Origin of the sequence: Photobacterium japonica (assembly GCF_050337005.1) — a bacterium.
GTDB lineage: Bacteria > Pseudomonadota > Gammaproteobacteria > Enterobacterales > Vibrionaceae > Photobacterium > Photobacterium japonica.
The window spans coordinates 1-14,741 of sequence record NZ_JAKJSN010000080.1 but is presented as its reverse complement, the minus strand read 5'-3'; the positions used below and the strand labels follow the sequence as shown (position 1 = coordinate 14,741).

Here is a 14,741-nt window from a genome sequence, read left to right as displayed (position 1 = left end):
CATTAAATCTGCAATTTTTATTGAAGTTGAAACCGATTAATACATAATACTGTTCATTTATCCAGTTAAGAGGCGCAAGCAGGCAAACACGATACTACACTGCATAGGATGACGGCCAAATTGGCCTAGGCGAATGAGTGGGTATCGAGGTATTGCGTGCGCGCATTGTGTGATTTCAGTGGCTAATTTCAATACGCATCTTGGAACAGCCGCATTGACCAGCAGTTTAGCGGCAACCGCATTACTTTCTGCCGGCCATATTGTGCCCATTACGGCACTGTGGCTCATGCTGCTGGGAACGATTGGCGGGTTGTTGCCAGATATCGATTCTGATAATTCAACATCGATGCAGACCCTGTTTAGAATATTTGGGGGGTTGATTACGTTCAGTTTTGTCGGCCATATTTATCGTATGGTGTCGATGCTGGAATTAATGGTGTATGGGACATTTTGTTATTTAACGATTCGGTATAACTTTAAATCGACGTTAGAAAAATTCACGGTACACCGAGGGTGCTGCCACTCGTTGGCCTTTGTAGTGTTGTTCGGCCTGTTTACCGTGTGGTTATTATTCTTGCTGGGTTACAGTAATGAAACAGCTTGGTTGTCAGGGTTATTTGTTCTGTACGGTGGCATTGTGCATTTGCTGTTGGATGAACTCTACAGCGTGGATTTGGCCAACCGACGGCTAAAATTGTCGTTTGGTACCGCAATGAAAGTGTTTTCGCCGCGTAATCCGTTCATCAGTGCATTGCAGTGTGCGCTGATTGCGGTGCTGTATTTTCACAGTCCGCCTTGGGAAAGTACCTGGCAGCAGCTCAGTAATTGGAGCGAATTTCAATTCAAACCCGATTGGCTGAATCGAGAAGAAGTCAGTGAATTTTGGCAGGATGTGGTCAGTTCGACCAAGGATGCAATGAGCCGGCATGAACCGTAATTGACGGCATGACGGCATTAACGAAGAACGATGACGAATAGTTAACACGAAGAGCGCGGCTGACATTGATACGTGAAGTATGATTGTCAGCCGCGCCTTTTTGTTTGTTCTGCTTACGTTTACGTTGAGACTATCTGCTTGGGTTTGAAAATATTCATCACGGCCTTAGCCGTGTAGTAGCCACATACCACAGTAAATAAGATGGCGCAGGCGGCTTCACCGTAATGTTGAGAGAGACCTACCCACGCTAAGGCCTGACCGCCAAACGCTCTCACATGCGCTAATGCCCATTGGTAGACAATATAGAGTTTAGTCAGCGTAATAAAAACCAAATACGCTTTACCCCATGGGGTAGTCAGGAAGGCTTTAACTTTAGACCAAAACTGCTTCATATGACCTCTCAGTGAATAACAGGTTGCTGTTGACGAGAGAGATCATATGATCCTGAGATTTTTGTTTTTACCTATTCGCGCCAAGGGGCAGTTTGTTTTTCGCGCATAAAAGAGAGAGAAAAGGCATCCTCCTGAATAGGCGTAATATCTGAATGTGTCATGACCTGATTTTTTCCGGTACGTTTGGCATAACTCAGGGCTGAGTCAGCATCTTCGACTAATTGGCTGGGAGAGGTATTATTTTGATATTGCGTACGAATGCCAATACTGATTGTAAAGGGGATAGATGTATCAGGGGCCATTAACCGCAGTTTACTGACGCGCCAACGTAGCCGCTCTGCCAAAATACGCGCAAAGTGTTCTGATGTATCAGGCAATAAAATCAAAAACTCTTCGCCGCCCCAGCGACCGATAAAGTCCGTTTTCCGGATGCTGTGCTTACAACAATCGGCAAACAGCCGGATCACTTTGTCTCCAATATGGTGGCCATAGGTATCATTAATCCGCTTAAAGTTATCAATATCAATAAATAAACAGGAGAGAGGGGTGTGTTCGCGTTTTGCGTTAGCGCTTTGCTGGTGGAGGATAATATCAAAGCCATTACGGTTCGTAAGGCCAGACAAGGCATCAATATACGCGCTTTTTTCTAATTGGTTATATTGGTTATATTTGTCGGTAATATCGATGATAGAAAGTTGAACCAGAGGATTTTCAGGGCAATGCAATAAGGATTCTGCAGCAAGAATGTAGGCAGTGTCACCAGAAGGCTTGGTCATTCGGTATATGTGAATCGTCGGTGCGAGTTGGCCGGAAAGAATGGCGTCATAACGTTGTTGAGCTATTAAAGGATCGAGGTCGAGAAACAAAGGCAGCAGGCTGGGAAGTGTGAGTAGGTCATCGACGGAGTCGACGCCTAATATTTGGCAGATATTATCATCTGCATACACGGCTCGATAATGATCATGAATCAATGTGCCAAAGTCACACTGAAAGTCAGTAGCATGATCGCGTTCTATGCGAGGATACGTTGTCATTGAGTCTGTATCTTCCTTGTTATGCCAATGAAAGATAGCCGAAGGCCATTTGTCTATATGTAAATTTCAATTATATCATTAGGGGTAGTATGTGATGTTAGTTCAGAAATTCAAGTTAATGATATATAAAATGTATCTTTAATGTGAAAAGTTTGAACTGCGTCGATGTCAGAGGGGAATGGGCTTAGATTGCTGATATTAAACAGAATGGCGAATGGTTAAACGTATTTTATAGCGCATTAGCAGAGGTAGCGTTTACGGTAACACTTCGGTGAGAAGCCGGTCATTTTTTTGAACGCACGGGAAAAATGAGCAAGATTGGCATAGCCAATTTCTTGCGCAATAGCAGTGAGCGAGTAATGATGGTTTTCCATTAACCGACAGGCTGTTTCCAACAAATAGTGTTCTTTAATTTGGCGAAAGCTTGTATTTGCACTGGCGAGGCGACGTTGCAACGTTCGTGGGGTTGTCTCCAGTCGCTGAGCGGCTTCTTCAATGGTTAATGATTGTTTGGCTAAATAGGGGCCAAGTGCATGCTGTACAGATTCGATATAACTCATCTCCGTAGGAACATCTGTACGGGTTACCGATTGTGAAAACTGTGCCGGCGTATGAAATGGCATGGCCATGATGGTATCGTTCAAAGCCACGGCCGCAAGGCTACGTCCGGTGTAAAACGTGATGTTTTTATCATTAAGAATAATAGCCAGTTCTTTTGCACCGGATGACTGCAAGGCGATCTGGTTAGGTAACCAATCTGTGCGCGTCAACGTACGAATAAGCTCAATGATAAATAAGACAGAAAATACTTCAGCCCATAAAAAATGTGCACTGTCGGTACTGGGTTTGCAGCGACAAAACCAGGGCATGTTATTAAAGCGATGAATGCTCAGCTGGGTGGAAGGGGATTCGTGCTGAATGGTAATAGTGAGCTGCTGTAATGCCTCTTCTACCGTTCTAACCTGGCGCAAGCGCTGAAGCACTTTGGGGATGAAAAACGATTTTATTTCGTTGCGCAGTATGTGGCCGTAGTGCTGTGGCTCAGCGCGCTCGGCCATTAAGGCTAAAAGGTGTTCGATAGGTGTGCTGGAAACAAACTGATAGGGTTGCCTCAGCAGCGTATCAGGTAATCCCGCCGTTTTTAGTAGCGGATAAATATCATGTTCAAAATGTTTGATTAGTGTAATAAACGCTTTGGCATGAGAGGCATGTATCAACGGTACTAACGGTTTATCGGGCATGTCGCCGCACTCATGAATACGAATTAACGATTTCTTCAAACGCCAATTGCGCTTGTTCAAGTTGCAGCATCAAGTGAGCAAGATCACCGTTTTCGCCGGTTTTTATGGCTTCGCGGACTTGTGCTTGGCAATGTTCTAGTCGCTTTATAGAGGCCTGTTTTTCAAAAATTTCGCGTAAACTTTCTGCCTGATCCATTGTCTCTCTCTTCCTCTCTTATTGCGCACGTTGGTATGGCAATACGAACATGGCTGCTTATCCTTTGCTGTGTAAACATAATCGATATTCATTGTATCGGGTATGACACAGATCACATAATGCTTAAAACGTATTATTATTAATGTATCTATACATGCACAAATGTCGCATTTAAATCATCAGTTTCAGTAACTAATTTAGAACCGTCAAATAACTGACTCTACAAGGTGAAAATATCACTTTGTGGATAGTGAAGTAACAATCGCCTCAATAAGATATTGATTTTGCGGTCATTAACAAATTTATGATGATAACGCTAGTGAGGGGTGTTGCACGGTAAAATGCGAGATTGATGTGCGTTAAGCATTGAAAATAAAGTGTAATATTGCTTTTTGGGATAAAGATGACGGGTAAGTGATGATTAAGTCATTAGTTGCGGGAGGGGTAACGGTGCGGTATGACAAAAAAGATTGAAACGTGTTGCAGTAAAATATTTGAACTTTGTCGTCTTTTTGTGTGCGAAGTGCATGAAAAGAAAAAGAGCGCGCACCTTGTCGCGCTCTGATGTTGTTGATGGATTACTTTTTCTTCGTGTGTGGCGGCTTATTACGACGTGGTTTACCGTCAGGATCACGTCGGTGTAGCGGCACATAATTCAGAATAGAGATAGGGATTGGCTTTTTCGGCTCGAAGCCGTCAATCTCTTTACGCACAATCAGGTGACCAAGGCGTGATTCAATCATGCAAAGGTTTTTGAAATCGTCACGTGAAACCAGTGAGATCGCTTCACCGGACGCCCCTGCACGACCAGTTCGGCCAATGCGGTGTACGTATTCATCAGCAGGGAAAGGCAAGTCGTAGTTCACCACGCGGCTAAGTTCATCGATATCAATACCACGCGCGGCAACGCCGGTCGCCACTAAGTACTTGAGCTCACCGGTTTTAAAGTCGTTCAGTACTTTTGCACGCGCATCTTGGCTACGGCCGCTATGAATGGCTTCCGCTTTGATGTTACGTTTTTCAAGTTGAGAGACCAGTTTGGCTGCACCGTGTTTCGTTTCAATAAAGATCAGTGCCTGATCCCACTGATTTTCGTTAATCAGGTGGCTCAATAACGCAGATTTTTGATCTTTATCGACACTGACTAACCACTGATCAATTTTTGGTGTCGTGTTGTCATCGGCTTTTACCGCAATTTCGACAGGGTGATCGATAGCGGTTTTCGCGAGTTCACGGACTTGTCGAGACAGTGTTGCTGAGAACAACATGTTCTGGCGATCATGGGGAAGGCGATCAACGATATCATTGATTTTTTCGATAAAGCCCATGTCCAACATGCGGTCAGCTTCATCAAGTACCAGCACTTCGATTTCTTCAAAGTACACGGCTTTTTGGCTGTGCAGATCCAGCAGACGACCAGGGGTCGCTACCAGAATATCAACGCCGTCGATTAAGCGTTGTTTCTGTGGTTTTTCATCCACGCCACCGTATACAGCCAGTGACGTTACGCCAATGTATTTGCTGTAGCTTTCAATGTTCGCCTCTACCTGTACCGCCAATTCACGGGTAGGGACAAGGATCAACGCACGGACACGTTTTTTACGCTGAGTTTCACCTTTACTCAACATTTCAAGGATCGGCAGCGTAAAGCTCGCAGTCTTACCGGTACCCGTTTGCGCGGCGGCAATCAGGTTTTTTCCAGTTAGCGCAACAGGAATGGCTTTTTCTTGAATAGGAGTAGGAGCGTTGTAACCTAATTCCGCGATGGCTTTTAGGATTGGATCGCTCAATCCAAGAGTAGAAAATGGCATGGGTAGTCTCAATTGAATGAAATCGTCTTGCCGTGGGCGATTTTCCCACAGAAAGATAGTGTTAACGTGAATTCTATCACGAACTACTGAAAGAAAAGCGGTTATGTCAGAAAAACGTTTGGAAAAAGGCATGCTTCACCGGCCTAAACGCCCCAAGATGGGATGTTTACTTTCAGGCTTCCACATCGTATCGCCATCGTTGTGTATGGCTTTGTTTATCCGTGATACCGGCATGCGTATAAACAAGTGTATGTCTCTTTTACTGTTTACGATGGTGAGTTTATTACAGATGGTTTGCAGACGGTTGGTCGCGTTGCGATTGTCGAGTTCAGTATTTCTGTCTTTCAGTCTTTCATTCAGGTAATAAGTGCCGTAGTTAGACAATGCTTAATGTGCCTGCGTTGTGTGGATTCTTCTATACCCCCATGACTATATCCTCATACAAATCAGCCCAAAGTCACCCTTACCATCGACTTGTTGATGGTGCCCATGTTGTATTGCATGGGTGAACGAATAAATAGAGGTAAGACAGATGTTGTTTTGGCGTTTGTAATGTTGATGTAATAGCTGAAAGTGGGCAGTAAGTATTATACGGATTCATTTTTAAAGGTCTTCGCTTGGCATATTATTCTGATTAGGAATAATTCCGTAAAATAGCCCAGTCACAGGACTACTGGATACCGAAAAATTAAGCGTGCAGCAAGATCGTCTATTGTGTGCTTTTTTTATGGGTTAATGACGTGACACTATCATTTTTTGTTAATCCGTATTTAACCGTTTAACGATCTTGTATTTCCACACTTTGACAAAGGATGTTGATCAGTATCACGAAAATAAAGCAAAATAAATTAGTGCTCGAAGGGTTTTTATTTGACTAAAACATCAGAAAATTGTGACGGATGTCACATATTCAAGGGTTTTAGCGTCAAAAATTTGATTTATAGGTGGTGGTTGTGGGGATAATAAAGGTGCGATTTCATTATAACTCAAAGGATATGTGTCATATATGAGCACTTCTATCGCTAAGCGGATGACAGCTGATATTGAAGAGAAAGAGACTTCAATGTGGAATTTTCGAGAACCCTCAATCACTGACGGTGATGCTATTTTTACCTTGATTGCCAATTGCCCACCTCTTGATACCAACTCCTCATATTGTAATTTTCTACAGTCTTCCCATTTCAGCAAAACATGCCTGATTGCTGAACGTGATAGTGCGATTGCCGGATTTATTTCTGCCTATCAAAAACCCAATGAGCCAAATGTATTATTCATCTGGCAAGTGGCTGTTTCACCACAAGCACGCGGTGAAGGGTTAGCATTTACCATGCTGACGACATTACTCGGCAGAATGAAAAATACGATTGATACGATTGAAACGACAATCACAGAAGATAATGATGCGTCGTGGGCTTTATTCAAAAAGTTAGACGCGCAACATCTTCAGCAAGGTGTTATCAGCACATTCTTAGATGAAAATACGCACTTTAAGGGTAAGCATGATACGGAATATTTGTATCGTATTACGCTAAAAAACTCTCAATAAATAGGAATTATAACGGTCCCGACATGGATATATTTAACAAGAAAGAATCTAAAGTACGTTCATATTCAAATAACTTCCCCGTTGTGTTTCAAAAAGCGAAAGGCTGTTGGCTGGAAACAGAAAGCGGCGACAAATATTTGGATTTTCTGGCTGGCGCCGGTTCGTTAAATTATGGTCACAACAATCCTGTTTTGAAACAAGCACTACTCGACTACATTGCTGCCGATGGTATTACGCATGGTTTGGATATGCATTCCAATGCGAAAGCTGATTTTCTTCATGCATTGAATGACCACATTCTCGCCCCAAGACAATTAGACTACAAAGTACAGTTCACCGGGCCTACCGGCACCAATGCTGTTGAAGCTGCTTTAAAGCTGGCAAGAAAAGTAAAAAACAGAAGCACGATTGTGGCTTTCACGAACGGTTTCCATGGTTGTACGAGCGGTGCACTGGCAGCAACGGGTAATCAACATCACCGTCAAGGTGCGGGTACAACGTTAACCAACGTGACCCGTCTTCCGTTTGAAGGGTATGCCGGTGTCGATGGCCTCGCGTTGTTTGAAACCATGCTGACGGACAATTCTGCCGGTATGGATAAGCCAGCAGCGGTGTTGTTGGAAACAGTACAAGGTGAAGGTGGATTGAACGTCGCCTCTAATGCATGGCTACAACGCCTGAGTGCGATTTGTCAGGCTCACGATATCCTACTGATTGTTGATGATATTCAGGCGGGTTGTGGCCGTACTGGCACCTTCTTTAGTTTCGAGCCATCAGGCATTAAGCCGGATATGGTGACCTTGTCGAAATCAATTGGTGGCTATGGACTGCCAATGGCCGTGGTACTGCTGAAGCCTGAGCTGGATATTTGGAAGCCGGGTGAGCACAACGGCACATTCCGTGGAAATAACCATGCGTTTGTTACGGCAGCCAAGGCATTGGAAACATACTGGGCCGATGCTAATTTTGAAGCGCATATTCAGCGCAGCTCACAAAAGATCAGTTCGGTGTTGCAGCGTTCATTGAGCCGTTTCCCTGGCCTGTTTGTGAAAGAAAAAGGGCGCGGCATGATGATCGGTATCGAATGTCAGAGCGATGAGATCGCATCAGCCATTGCGAAAGCCTGTTTTGCTAACGGCATGATCATTGAGACGGCTGGCCCTAATGATGAAGTCGTGAAGTTTTTCTGCCCACTGACGATTACAGATGCAGAACTGGATCAAGGATTGAATATTTTTGAAGGGGCAGTGGAAGCCATTGCCGAGAAACACTTCAAGAAAGCGTCTTAATAAGGGAATTATAATGATTGTAAGAACATTGGATGAGTGTCGCCAAGGTGAGCGACGTGTAGTGAGTGACACATGGGAAAGCGTCAGAATGTTGTTGAAAGATGACAAGATGGGTTTCTCGTTCCATATCACCACCATCTATGAAAATACAGAGACGCATATTCACTATAAGAACCACCTTGAGTCTGTGTATTGCATGAGCGGGGAAGGGGAAATTGAAGTGGTAGGCGGGGAAACCTACCCGATCAACCCCGGCACCCTGTATATCCTCGATAAGCACGATGAGCACTACCTTCGCGCGTACAAAAATAAAGAAATGGTTATGGCGTGCGTCTTTAACCCGCCGATTACTGGCGCAGAAGTGCACGATGAAAACGGCGTTTATCCCCTCGTGGATTAAGTCTTCATCGAACGGTTTACATGGGCGGGAAAGCGTCTCGCTTATGTCTTCTTGTCGCCATTGTCTTTATGACACTCCTTATTACACAGCGAAGGCCTATTTATGACTTATACCGTAGAGAAAATCGGCGGTACCTCGATGACTGCATTTGATGCAGTGTTAGACAATATTATGTTACGCCCTGCGCCTGAAGACCGATACAACCGCGTGTTTGTGGTATCAGCCTACGGCGGGATGACTGATGCACTGCTTGAATGTAAAAAAACCGGCAAGCCGGGTGTTTACCAGTTGATTGCCAAGCGGGATGAAGGTTGGCAGGCTGCGCTCGATCTTGTTCAGCAGCGCATGTTACTCGTTAATGAAACAATTTTTGCCGATTCAATGAATCGTCTGCGTGCGGATAAGTTTATCCAGTCGCGTATTGCCGAAGCGAAAAATTGTATTTCAAATATCTTTGAAACCTGCCAGTACGGTCAATTCACATTGCGTCATTATTTGCCGCAAGTCCGTGAGTTTTTATCTTCGATTGGTGAGGCGCACAGTGCGTATAACACCGCGCTAAAATTGAAAAACGTGGGTCTGAACGCTCGCTTTGTTGATTTGTCTGGCTGGAACGATGAGAAAACCCAGTTGTTGGATGACAACATTCGTGATGCGTTTGCTGATATTGATGTCAGCAAAGAGTTGCCGATTGTGACCGGTTACGCATCGTGTAAAAAAGGGCTGATGTCGACCTATGACCGCGGCTACAGTGAAATCACGTTCAGCCGTATTGCCTCTATCACCAATGCGGATGTGGCGATTATTCACAAAGAATATCACCTTAGCTCTGCTGACCCTCGAATGGTCGGGGTAGAGAAGGTATTGCCGATTGGTCAGACTAACTATGATGTGGCGGATCAGTTAGCGAGCCTCGGTATGGAAGCGATTCATCCGAATGCGGCGGCGGGTTTACGTGAAAGTGGCATTGAACTGCAAATCAAGAACACCTTTGAACCCGGGCATAAAGGCACCGTGATTTCAGGTTCGTATCAGCCAAGTGCGAATAAAATTGAAATCATTGCGGGTAAAGAAAAAGTGTTTGCGTTGCACCTGTTTGATCAGGCTATTGTCGGTAAGGTTGATAACGTCAGCTATGAGTTGATGGAGATTATTGCCGATGAGCGTGTTGATTTGATTGGTAAAGAGATGAACGCCAACTCTATCACCTATTACTTGGGCGGCAATACAGAAAGCCTGAACAAGGTACTGTACAAGGCAGAGAAAAAACACCCAAGTGCTGAAATTAAAGGCCGCATGGTTGCGTTGATTTCTGTGATTGGTTCTCAGATCGATACCAATAAAGCCTTGGCACAAGGAGTGCGCTCATTAATGAACGCCGACATCACTCCCTTGGCGCTTCACTCGTCAATGCGTAATGTTAACGTGCAGTTTGTCGTGAGTGACAACGAATACCAAGGTGCGATTTGTGCGTTGCATGATGAGTTTTTTGATGCTGACAGCAAGACAGATTCAAAAAGCAAAGTCGCGTAATTGTATTGCCGCATGATCCATACCAAGCCGAGTGTTAACTCGGCTTTTTTGTGCGCGAACGATGACGATTTTTTACATTAAGGCATGCTTGACAAGACATTCGGAGCGATTATGTCAGAAAAAAACACGCAATCACCCATCGTGATTTTTGACCTCGACGGCACCATTAGTGATCCGAAATTGGGCATTGTTCGCTGTATCAATGTCGCGTTGAAAGATCACGATTATCCGTCACGTGATGATGCAGAGATCAGTACCTATATTGGCCCGCCGCTGGATTTAACGTTTGCTGCGCTTGTTGAAAACGATGACCCGATGTTGATCGCCTCATTAGTGGCGACGTACCGTGAGCGTTATGCCATAGAAGGGTACGCGGAAAACATCTTGTATGACGGCATGGCAGAGGTCATTCAAGCCTTAGCTGAACGCTATCCTTTAGCCGTGTGCACGGCAAAGTGTAAAGATTTTGCTGAGATGATTTTAGCCCACTTTGGTCTATTGCAGCATTTTCAGTTCGTCAATGGTGGGGATATCGGTATCAATAAAACGCAACAACTAGCGCAACTGCTTAGCGAGGGAGCAATAGATCAAAATGCCATCATGATTGGTGATCGTAACGTGGACTTGATAGCGGCACACCACAATGGGTTGCGATCTATCGGTGTGTTGTGGGGGTATGGTGATGAAGCAGAGTTAAGCCAAGAACAGCCTGCACGTATAGTGCAAAAACCTTGTGCGTTACCAGCAGCGATTGCAGCGTTATTGAAGGCAAGGTAGAAAAGCGATGAGTGCCTATTTCTATACGCAAACGGGACTTGTGGTGATCTATGGCGCAATCCGTGAGAACGCCGATCATCGGCATAATGCAATACAGCTTGTGTGGCCAGAATCTCATGCATCGCTATGTGTTGAGGGTACGGAATCGGATCAAGCGACAGTGATTGCGTCCAAAACTTCCCACCGTGTCACGATGCAAAAAGGTTGGATCATTTTAGTGGAACCGCATTCCAGTCTCGGTCAGCAATTACAGGATTTTCTTGTTGGTCAGCCATTTTGTTCATTGGAAGGCTTACCGCCTTATCAGCCACTTGATGTTGAGATGATGCAAGACACGTTGCCCAGCATGCTTGCCCCATTATTGACCGCTTTGAACGTGAATGACGATTTCCAGCATGCGGTCTGTGCAAATTATTCATCGCATTTAGCGCAAAGCACGCATTCTGCTTTCACTGATAATCGAAAACCTATCGATACGCGGGTGAAAGCCGCAATAACCTTCCTATATAAACAGATGGGTAATGCGGAAGGTATCGCTGAGAAGATCGCGGCCTCACGGGTCGCCCAAAAAGTGGGGGTGTCTGAAAGCCGATTCTTGCATCTGTTTAGAGAGAATATGCACATTACTTGGCGTTCGTACGTGTTATGGCAGCGATTGCTGTGCGCCATTAATGTGATTCGGCAGGGAAGTAGCGCGACCGTTGCGGCGCATCACGCAGGGTTTGCAGACAGTGCGCATTTAAGTCGTACGTTTAAAGCCACGTTTGGGTTGACCCTTCGTGATGCCAGTGAGCAATGGGTCAATTAGGCCGAGGGATTTTCCGCGCCAAGCGATCAATGCCGCCTTCCGTGGTGAAGAACAACTCAAACTCAAACATGATGCCGGGATTGATTTTGTAATCGAATTCATCTTGAAAATCCAGCTCTGGTGTCACGGTCAGGTAGAGCCAGTCTTTGTACAAACGATGCTTCCACGAGGCGGAAACCCACGCGTTGGTAATGGAATAATTGGGGCGAGAATCGGCACTGACGCCGATGGAATACTGCATTAAATTGTTGGCATCAAGGCGGTCAAAAATTTCGGCTTGTTGCACAAACTCCCAATTGTTGTCGGTATCTAAATATTGTCCACTGGTGCTGAGTTTCAAAATGGTGAGTGGGTCGCTGGGGTTCGCAAAATAAAAGTTGAATGAGGTGATCGCTCCTGGTCCTTTGGAGTGGTAATAAAACACTTCTTGTTTTATCCGGCTTGTCCATGACTCGCTCAACCGGTCTACACGACGGAGATCTGCACGGGTAAAGGGGTCAAGGGGGAGTTTGATTTTCAACCCGACATCAAAGTTGGTTTTCCAACGCCCCCATTGTCGGCCTTGTACGCGAAAGCCCCCGACCGCGCCAGATAAACTGCTGTCGCTGTTATCACTGATCCCACGTTGTTTATCTTCTAATCGGTCAAAATCATCTGGGTCGGTTTCTAAAATTAACTTCCAGTTCTTTTTGGTGTGGGGTAAATCCAACTTGAGCTTCACACTGGCGTCACCACTAAAATATTCGCGATGGCTGTAATGGGGTTTGAATTTGATTTTTAAATAGCTGCGATTCTTGATCGGCTTTTCATCCTCTTTTTTGGCAATGTAGTGATCAAAAGAGGTGCCGTAGTAATGAATTGTGTCCGAAATGGAATCTTGGGTTTCATCTATCCAGTCTTGAAAGTCGCTCTCTTCCTCGGGCGTCGTGTCTTCGTCATTAACGGTATTGTCGTCGTTGCTTTCATTGTTAGCCCGAGGCCCGTAATCGTGTGCTGAAGCATTTATTGACGGTGCGTACTGTATGGCTGTTGCTTGCGGTTCAGCATGAGCAGAAAAAAGAAATGAAAAGAGGAAAACGCCCAAAAGTAATTGAAGAGAAGGATGAGAAAGCATGGGCATCAAGACTCCTTCATTGTGAATGGATTACAGCCAAGGGTAGTACTATTCAGTATAGGGGCTGTCGACATGTAGATTGTCTTTTGCGCTGCCTTGAAAAAAATGAGATCTCATTCTAAAAAATAAGCCTCAAGAAATGTAACGAAAATAAGAACTCGGATAGATGTAATTAAAAATTCTTTTAAAATAGAAAGATAGTCGGGTATTTGCAATGAAACACATCCTTTACCCATGAGCAGGAAAGTCGCTATAAGCTCAACTACACTCTACGTGTACTGAAAGTCAGACAGCCTAGCTAAGTTAACTGGAGTGTAATCATGGACAATGTTGATTTTGACGGCATCAAGCGTGATGTATCAGACAAAGTGAAGATGATTTTTGAAAACTTTGAAGACGACAATAATCGCTTACCCACAATGGAAGAATTTCGTACCTTGTTTCATCATCATGCGGATCACTATATCGGTCCGGATGATCGCTTGGGTATGGAAGTGGGGAGCCAAGGACGCGATCGTTTACAGGAAAGAGAACGAAAACTGTGGCGGGCTGTCAATGAACTTGAAGCTGAACAACGCTTCCTCCGTACCGACGGAGATTACTGATGGAGGCTTATTGATTATCTAACTCATTAATCACCGTGTATTCGCGCTTGCATCGCCAATGACACATTGGATCGCGGCGCGATATTCAGCGCTTGGCAAATTTGCCAGCCCGCGCGGGTGAGACGCTCCAAATCCACGCCGGTGGTAATGCCCAGCTGGTGGCACAGGTATACCACATCTTCTGTTGCTACATTGCCGCTGGCTCCGGGGGCATAAGGGCAGCCGCCTAAGCCTGCCACACTGCTGTCGATCGTGGTGATACCCATCATTAACGCTTGATAGATGTTCGGCAGCGCTTGTCCCCAAGTATTGTGAAAATGCACCGCGAGTGCGTTTTTCGGCACGTGGCGTAATACGGCATCTAACAGCAACGCGACGTTGATCGGCGTGCCTGTGCCAATGGTGTCCCCCAGCGAAATTTGATAACACCCCATCTGCAATAATTGATGGGCAAACTCAGCCACCCGTTGTGGTGGTGTTGGGCCATCGTACGGACAATCAATTACACAAGACAAATATCCACGAACCGGAATATGATGCACCTGTGCCAATGCCATCACGGGCGCAAAACGCTGCATGCTTTCTGCGATAGAGCAATGGATATTGTGCTGGCTAAAGCCTTCAGAGGCGGATGCAAACACGGCGATTTCATCGGCATGGAYTGCGAGTGCCAATTCAAAGCCGCGCACATTGGGCGTGAGGGCTGAATAAGCCACAGAAGGTTGGCGAGTGATGGCCTGCATAACGGCCAAAGAGTCGGCCATTTGGGGCACGCGGCGGGGTGAGACAAACGAACCCGCTTCAATGTGTGTTAATCCAGTTTGAGATAACGCATTAATGAAGGCCACTTTTTCTTGGGTGCTGATGGCGGATTCATTTTGCAGACCATCTCTGGCGCCGACTTCAAACAACGTGACAGCCGCGGGTAAGCTTTCTCGCAAGGCCGTGATGGACGAGCGGGTGGCAATCGTACTGTGCCGATGTGGTGATGCACATCCGTGTAAGCGATTAGTCATCCTGCGGATCCTTATTGGTCACGTGATGGTGGGTGGTGGGAC

General features: G+C 45.4%; 15 protein-coding genes. 8 read left to right on the top strand and 7 right to left on the bottom strand.

Going from position 1 to position 14,741, the window contains the following annotated elements:
- The first annotated feature begins 178 nt into the window (after positions 1-178).
- Positions 179-937: a metal-dependent hydrolase gene (locus tag L4C36_RS21870; protein ID WP_428479901.1), complete on the top strand. Its 759-nt coding sequence runs from the start codon at positions 179-181 to the stop codon at positions 935-937.
- Between the two features lie 119 nt (positions 938-1,056).
- Here the strand turns inward: L4C36_RS21870 and L4C36_RS21865 are convergent, their stop codons facing one another.
- The 5 genes from L4C36_RS21865 to L4C36_RS21845 all read right to left on the bottom strand — a co-directional run bounded on the left by L4C36_RS21865 (position 1,057) and on the right by L4C36_RS21845 (position 5,611).
- On the bottom strand, positions 1,057-1,329 hold the full coding sequence (locus L4C36_RS21865) for a hypothetical protein (protein ID WP_428479900.1): 273 nt from the start codon (positions 1,327-1,329) through the stop codon (positions 1,057-1,059).
- Positions 1,330-1,400: 71 nt separating this feature from the next.
- Positions 1,401-2,363: a GGDEF domain-containing protein gene (locus L4C36_RS21860; RefSeq protein ID WP_428479899.1), complete on the bottom strand. Its 963-nt coding sequence runs from the start codon at positions 2,361-2,363 to the stop codon at positions 1,401-1,403.
- A gap of 239 nt (positions 2,364-2,602) precedes the next feature.
- Positions 2,603-3,604, bottom strand: coding sequence for a helix-turn-helix transcriptional regulator (locus L4C36_RS21855; RefSeq protein ID WP_428479898.1), 1,002 nt, complete (start codon positions 3,602-3,604; stop codon positions 2,603-2,605).
- A gap of 10 nt (positions 3,605-3,614) precedes the next feature.
- The gene (locus L4C36_RS21850) at positions 3,615-3,800 is read right to left on the bottom strand and encodes a hypothetical protein (RefSeq protein WP_428479897.1); all 186 of its coding nucleotides are present in this window, start codon (positions 3,798-3,800) and stop codon (positions 3,615-3,617) included.
- A gap of 578 nt (positions 3,801-4,378) precedes the next feature.
- Positions 4,379-5,611: a DEAD/DEAH box helicase gene (locus L4C36_RS21845; RefSeq protein ID WP_428479896.1), complete on the bottom strand. Its 1,233-nt coding sequence runs from the start codon at positions 5,609-5,611 to the stop codon at positions 4,379-4,381.
- 1,006 nt (positions 5,612-6,617) lie between these two features.
- Here L4C36_RS21845 and ectA point away from each other — a divergent pair.
- The 6 genes from ectA (at position 6,618) to L4C36_RS21815 (ending at position 11,964) form a co-directional block, all read left to right on the top strand.
- Entirely contained in the window at positions 6,618-7,157 is a 540-nt protein-coding gene (gene ectA / locus L4C36_RS21840) for a diaminobutyrate acetyltransferase (protein ID WP_428479895.1), read from the top strand.
- 23 nt (positions 7,158-7,180) lie between these two features.
- Positions 7,181-8,446 (top strand): diaminobutyrate--2-oxoglutarate transaminase, encoded by a 1,266-nt coding sequence (ectB, locus tag L4C36_RS21835; RefSeq protein ID WP_428479894.1) that lies wholly within the window; start codon positions 7,181-7,183, stop codon positions 8,444-8,446.
- 13 nt (positions 8,447-8,459) lie between these two features.
- Entirely contained in the window at positions 8,460-8,846 is a 387-nt protein-coding gene (locus L4C36_RS21830) for an ectoine synthase (RefSeq protein ID WP_428479893.1), read from the top strand.
- 102 nt (positions 8,847-8,948) lie between these two features.
- Positions 8,949-10,379, top strand: a complete 1,431-nt coding sequence (locus L4C36_RS21825; RefSeq protein ID WP_428479892.1) for an aspartate kinase — start codon at positions 8,949-8,951, stop codon at positions 10,377-10,379.
- A 111-nt stretch (positions 10,380-10,490) separates the two neighbouring features.
- Positions 10,491-11,156 (top strand): HAD hydrolase-like protein, encoded by a 666-nt coding sequence (locus L4C36_RS21820; RefSeq protein WP_428479891.1) that lies wholly within the window; start codon positions 10,491-10,493, stop codon positions 11,154-11,156.
- A 7-nt stretch (positions 11,157-11,163) separates the two neighbouring features.
- Positions 11,164-11,964 carry a helix-turn-helix domain-containing protein gene (locus tag L4C36_RS21815; RefSeq protein WP_428479890.1) on the top strand — a complete coding sequence of 267 codons (801 nt, stop codon included), beginning with the start codon at positions 11,164-11,166 and terminating at the stop codon, positions 11,962-11,964.
- Here the strand turns inward: L4C36_RS21815 and L4C36_RS21810 are convergent.
- Positions 11,957-13,084 (bottom strand): hypothetical protein, encoded by a 1,128-nt coding sequence (locus L4C36_RS21810; RefSeq protein WP_428479889.1) that lies wholly within the window; start codon positions 13,082-13,084, stop codon positions 11,957-11,959. The genes L4C36_RS21815 and L4C36_RS21810 overlap by 8 nt on opposite strands.
- 314 nt (positions 13,085-13,398) lie before the next feature.
- Here L4C36_RS21810 and L4C36_RS21805 point away from each other — a divergent pair, with 314 nt between their 5' ends.
- Entirely contained in the window at positions 13,399-13,683 is a 285-nt protein-coding gene (locus tag L4C36_RS21805; RefSeq protein WP_428479888.1) for a hypothetical protein, read from the top strand.
- Positions 13,684-13,709: 26 nt separating this feature from the next.
- Here the strand turns inward: L4C36_RS21805 and L4C36_RS21800 are convergent, their stop codons facing one another.
- Positions 13,710-14,699, bottom strand: a complete 990-nt coding sequence (locus tag L4C36_RS21800; protein WP_428479887.1) for a hydroxymethylglutaryl-CoA lyase — start codon at positions 14,697-14,699, stop codon at positions 13,710-13,712.
- Between the last annotated feature and the right edge of the window lie 42 nt (positions 14,700-14,741).

Coding starts and splice junctions, on each gene's coding strand:
- L4C36_RS21865 (WP_428479900.1), bottom strand. CDS start 1,329: ATGAAGCAGTTTTGGTCTAAAGTTAAAGCCTTCCTGACTACCCCATGG.
- L4C36_RS21860 (WP_428479899.1), bottom strand. CDS start 2,363: ATGACAACGTATCCTCGCATAGAACGCGATCATGCTACTGACTTTCAG.
- L4C36_RS21855 (WP_428479898.1), bottom strand. CDS start 3,604: ATGCCCGATAAACCGTTAGTACCGTTGATACATGCCTCTCATGCCAAA.
- L4C36_RS21850 (WP_428479897.1), bottom strand. CDS start 3,800: ATGGATCAGGCAGAAAGTTTACGCGAAATTTTTGAAAAACAGGCCTCT.
- L4C36_RS21845 (WP_428479896.1), bottom strand. CDS start 5,611: ATGCCATTTTCTACTCTTGGATTGAGCGATCCAATCCTAAAAGCCATC.
- ectA (WP_428479895.1), top strand. CDS start 6,618: ATGAGCACTTCTATCGCTAAGCGGATGACAGCTGATATTGAAGAGAAA.
- ectB (WP_428479894.1), top strand. CDS start 7,181: ATGGATATATTTAACAAGAAAGAATCTAAAGTACGTTCATATTCAAAT.
- L4C36_RS21830 (WP_428479893.1), top strand. CDS start 8,460: ATGATTGTAAGAACATTGGATGAGTGTCGCCAAGGTGAGCGACGTGTA.
- L4C36_RS21825 (WP_428479892.1), top strand. CDS start 8,949: ATGACTTATACCGTAGAGAAAATCGGCGGTACCTCGATGACTGCATTT.
- L4C36_RS21820 (WP_428479891.1), top strand. CDS start 10,491: ATGTCAGAAAAAAACACGCAATCACCCATCGTGATTTTTGACCTCGAC.
- L4C36_RS21815 (WP_428479890.1), top strand. CDS start 11,164: ATGAGTGCCTATTTCTATACGCAAACGGGACTTGTGGTGATCTATGGC.
- L4C36_RS21810 (WP_428479889.1), bottom strand. CDS start 13,084: ATGCCCATGCTTTCTCATCCTTCTCTTCAATTACTTTTGGGCGTTTTC.
- L4C36_RS21805 (WP_428479888.1), top strand. CDS start 13,399: ATGGACAATGTTGATTTTGACGGCATCAAGCGTGATGTATCAGACAAA.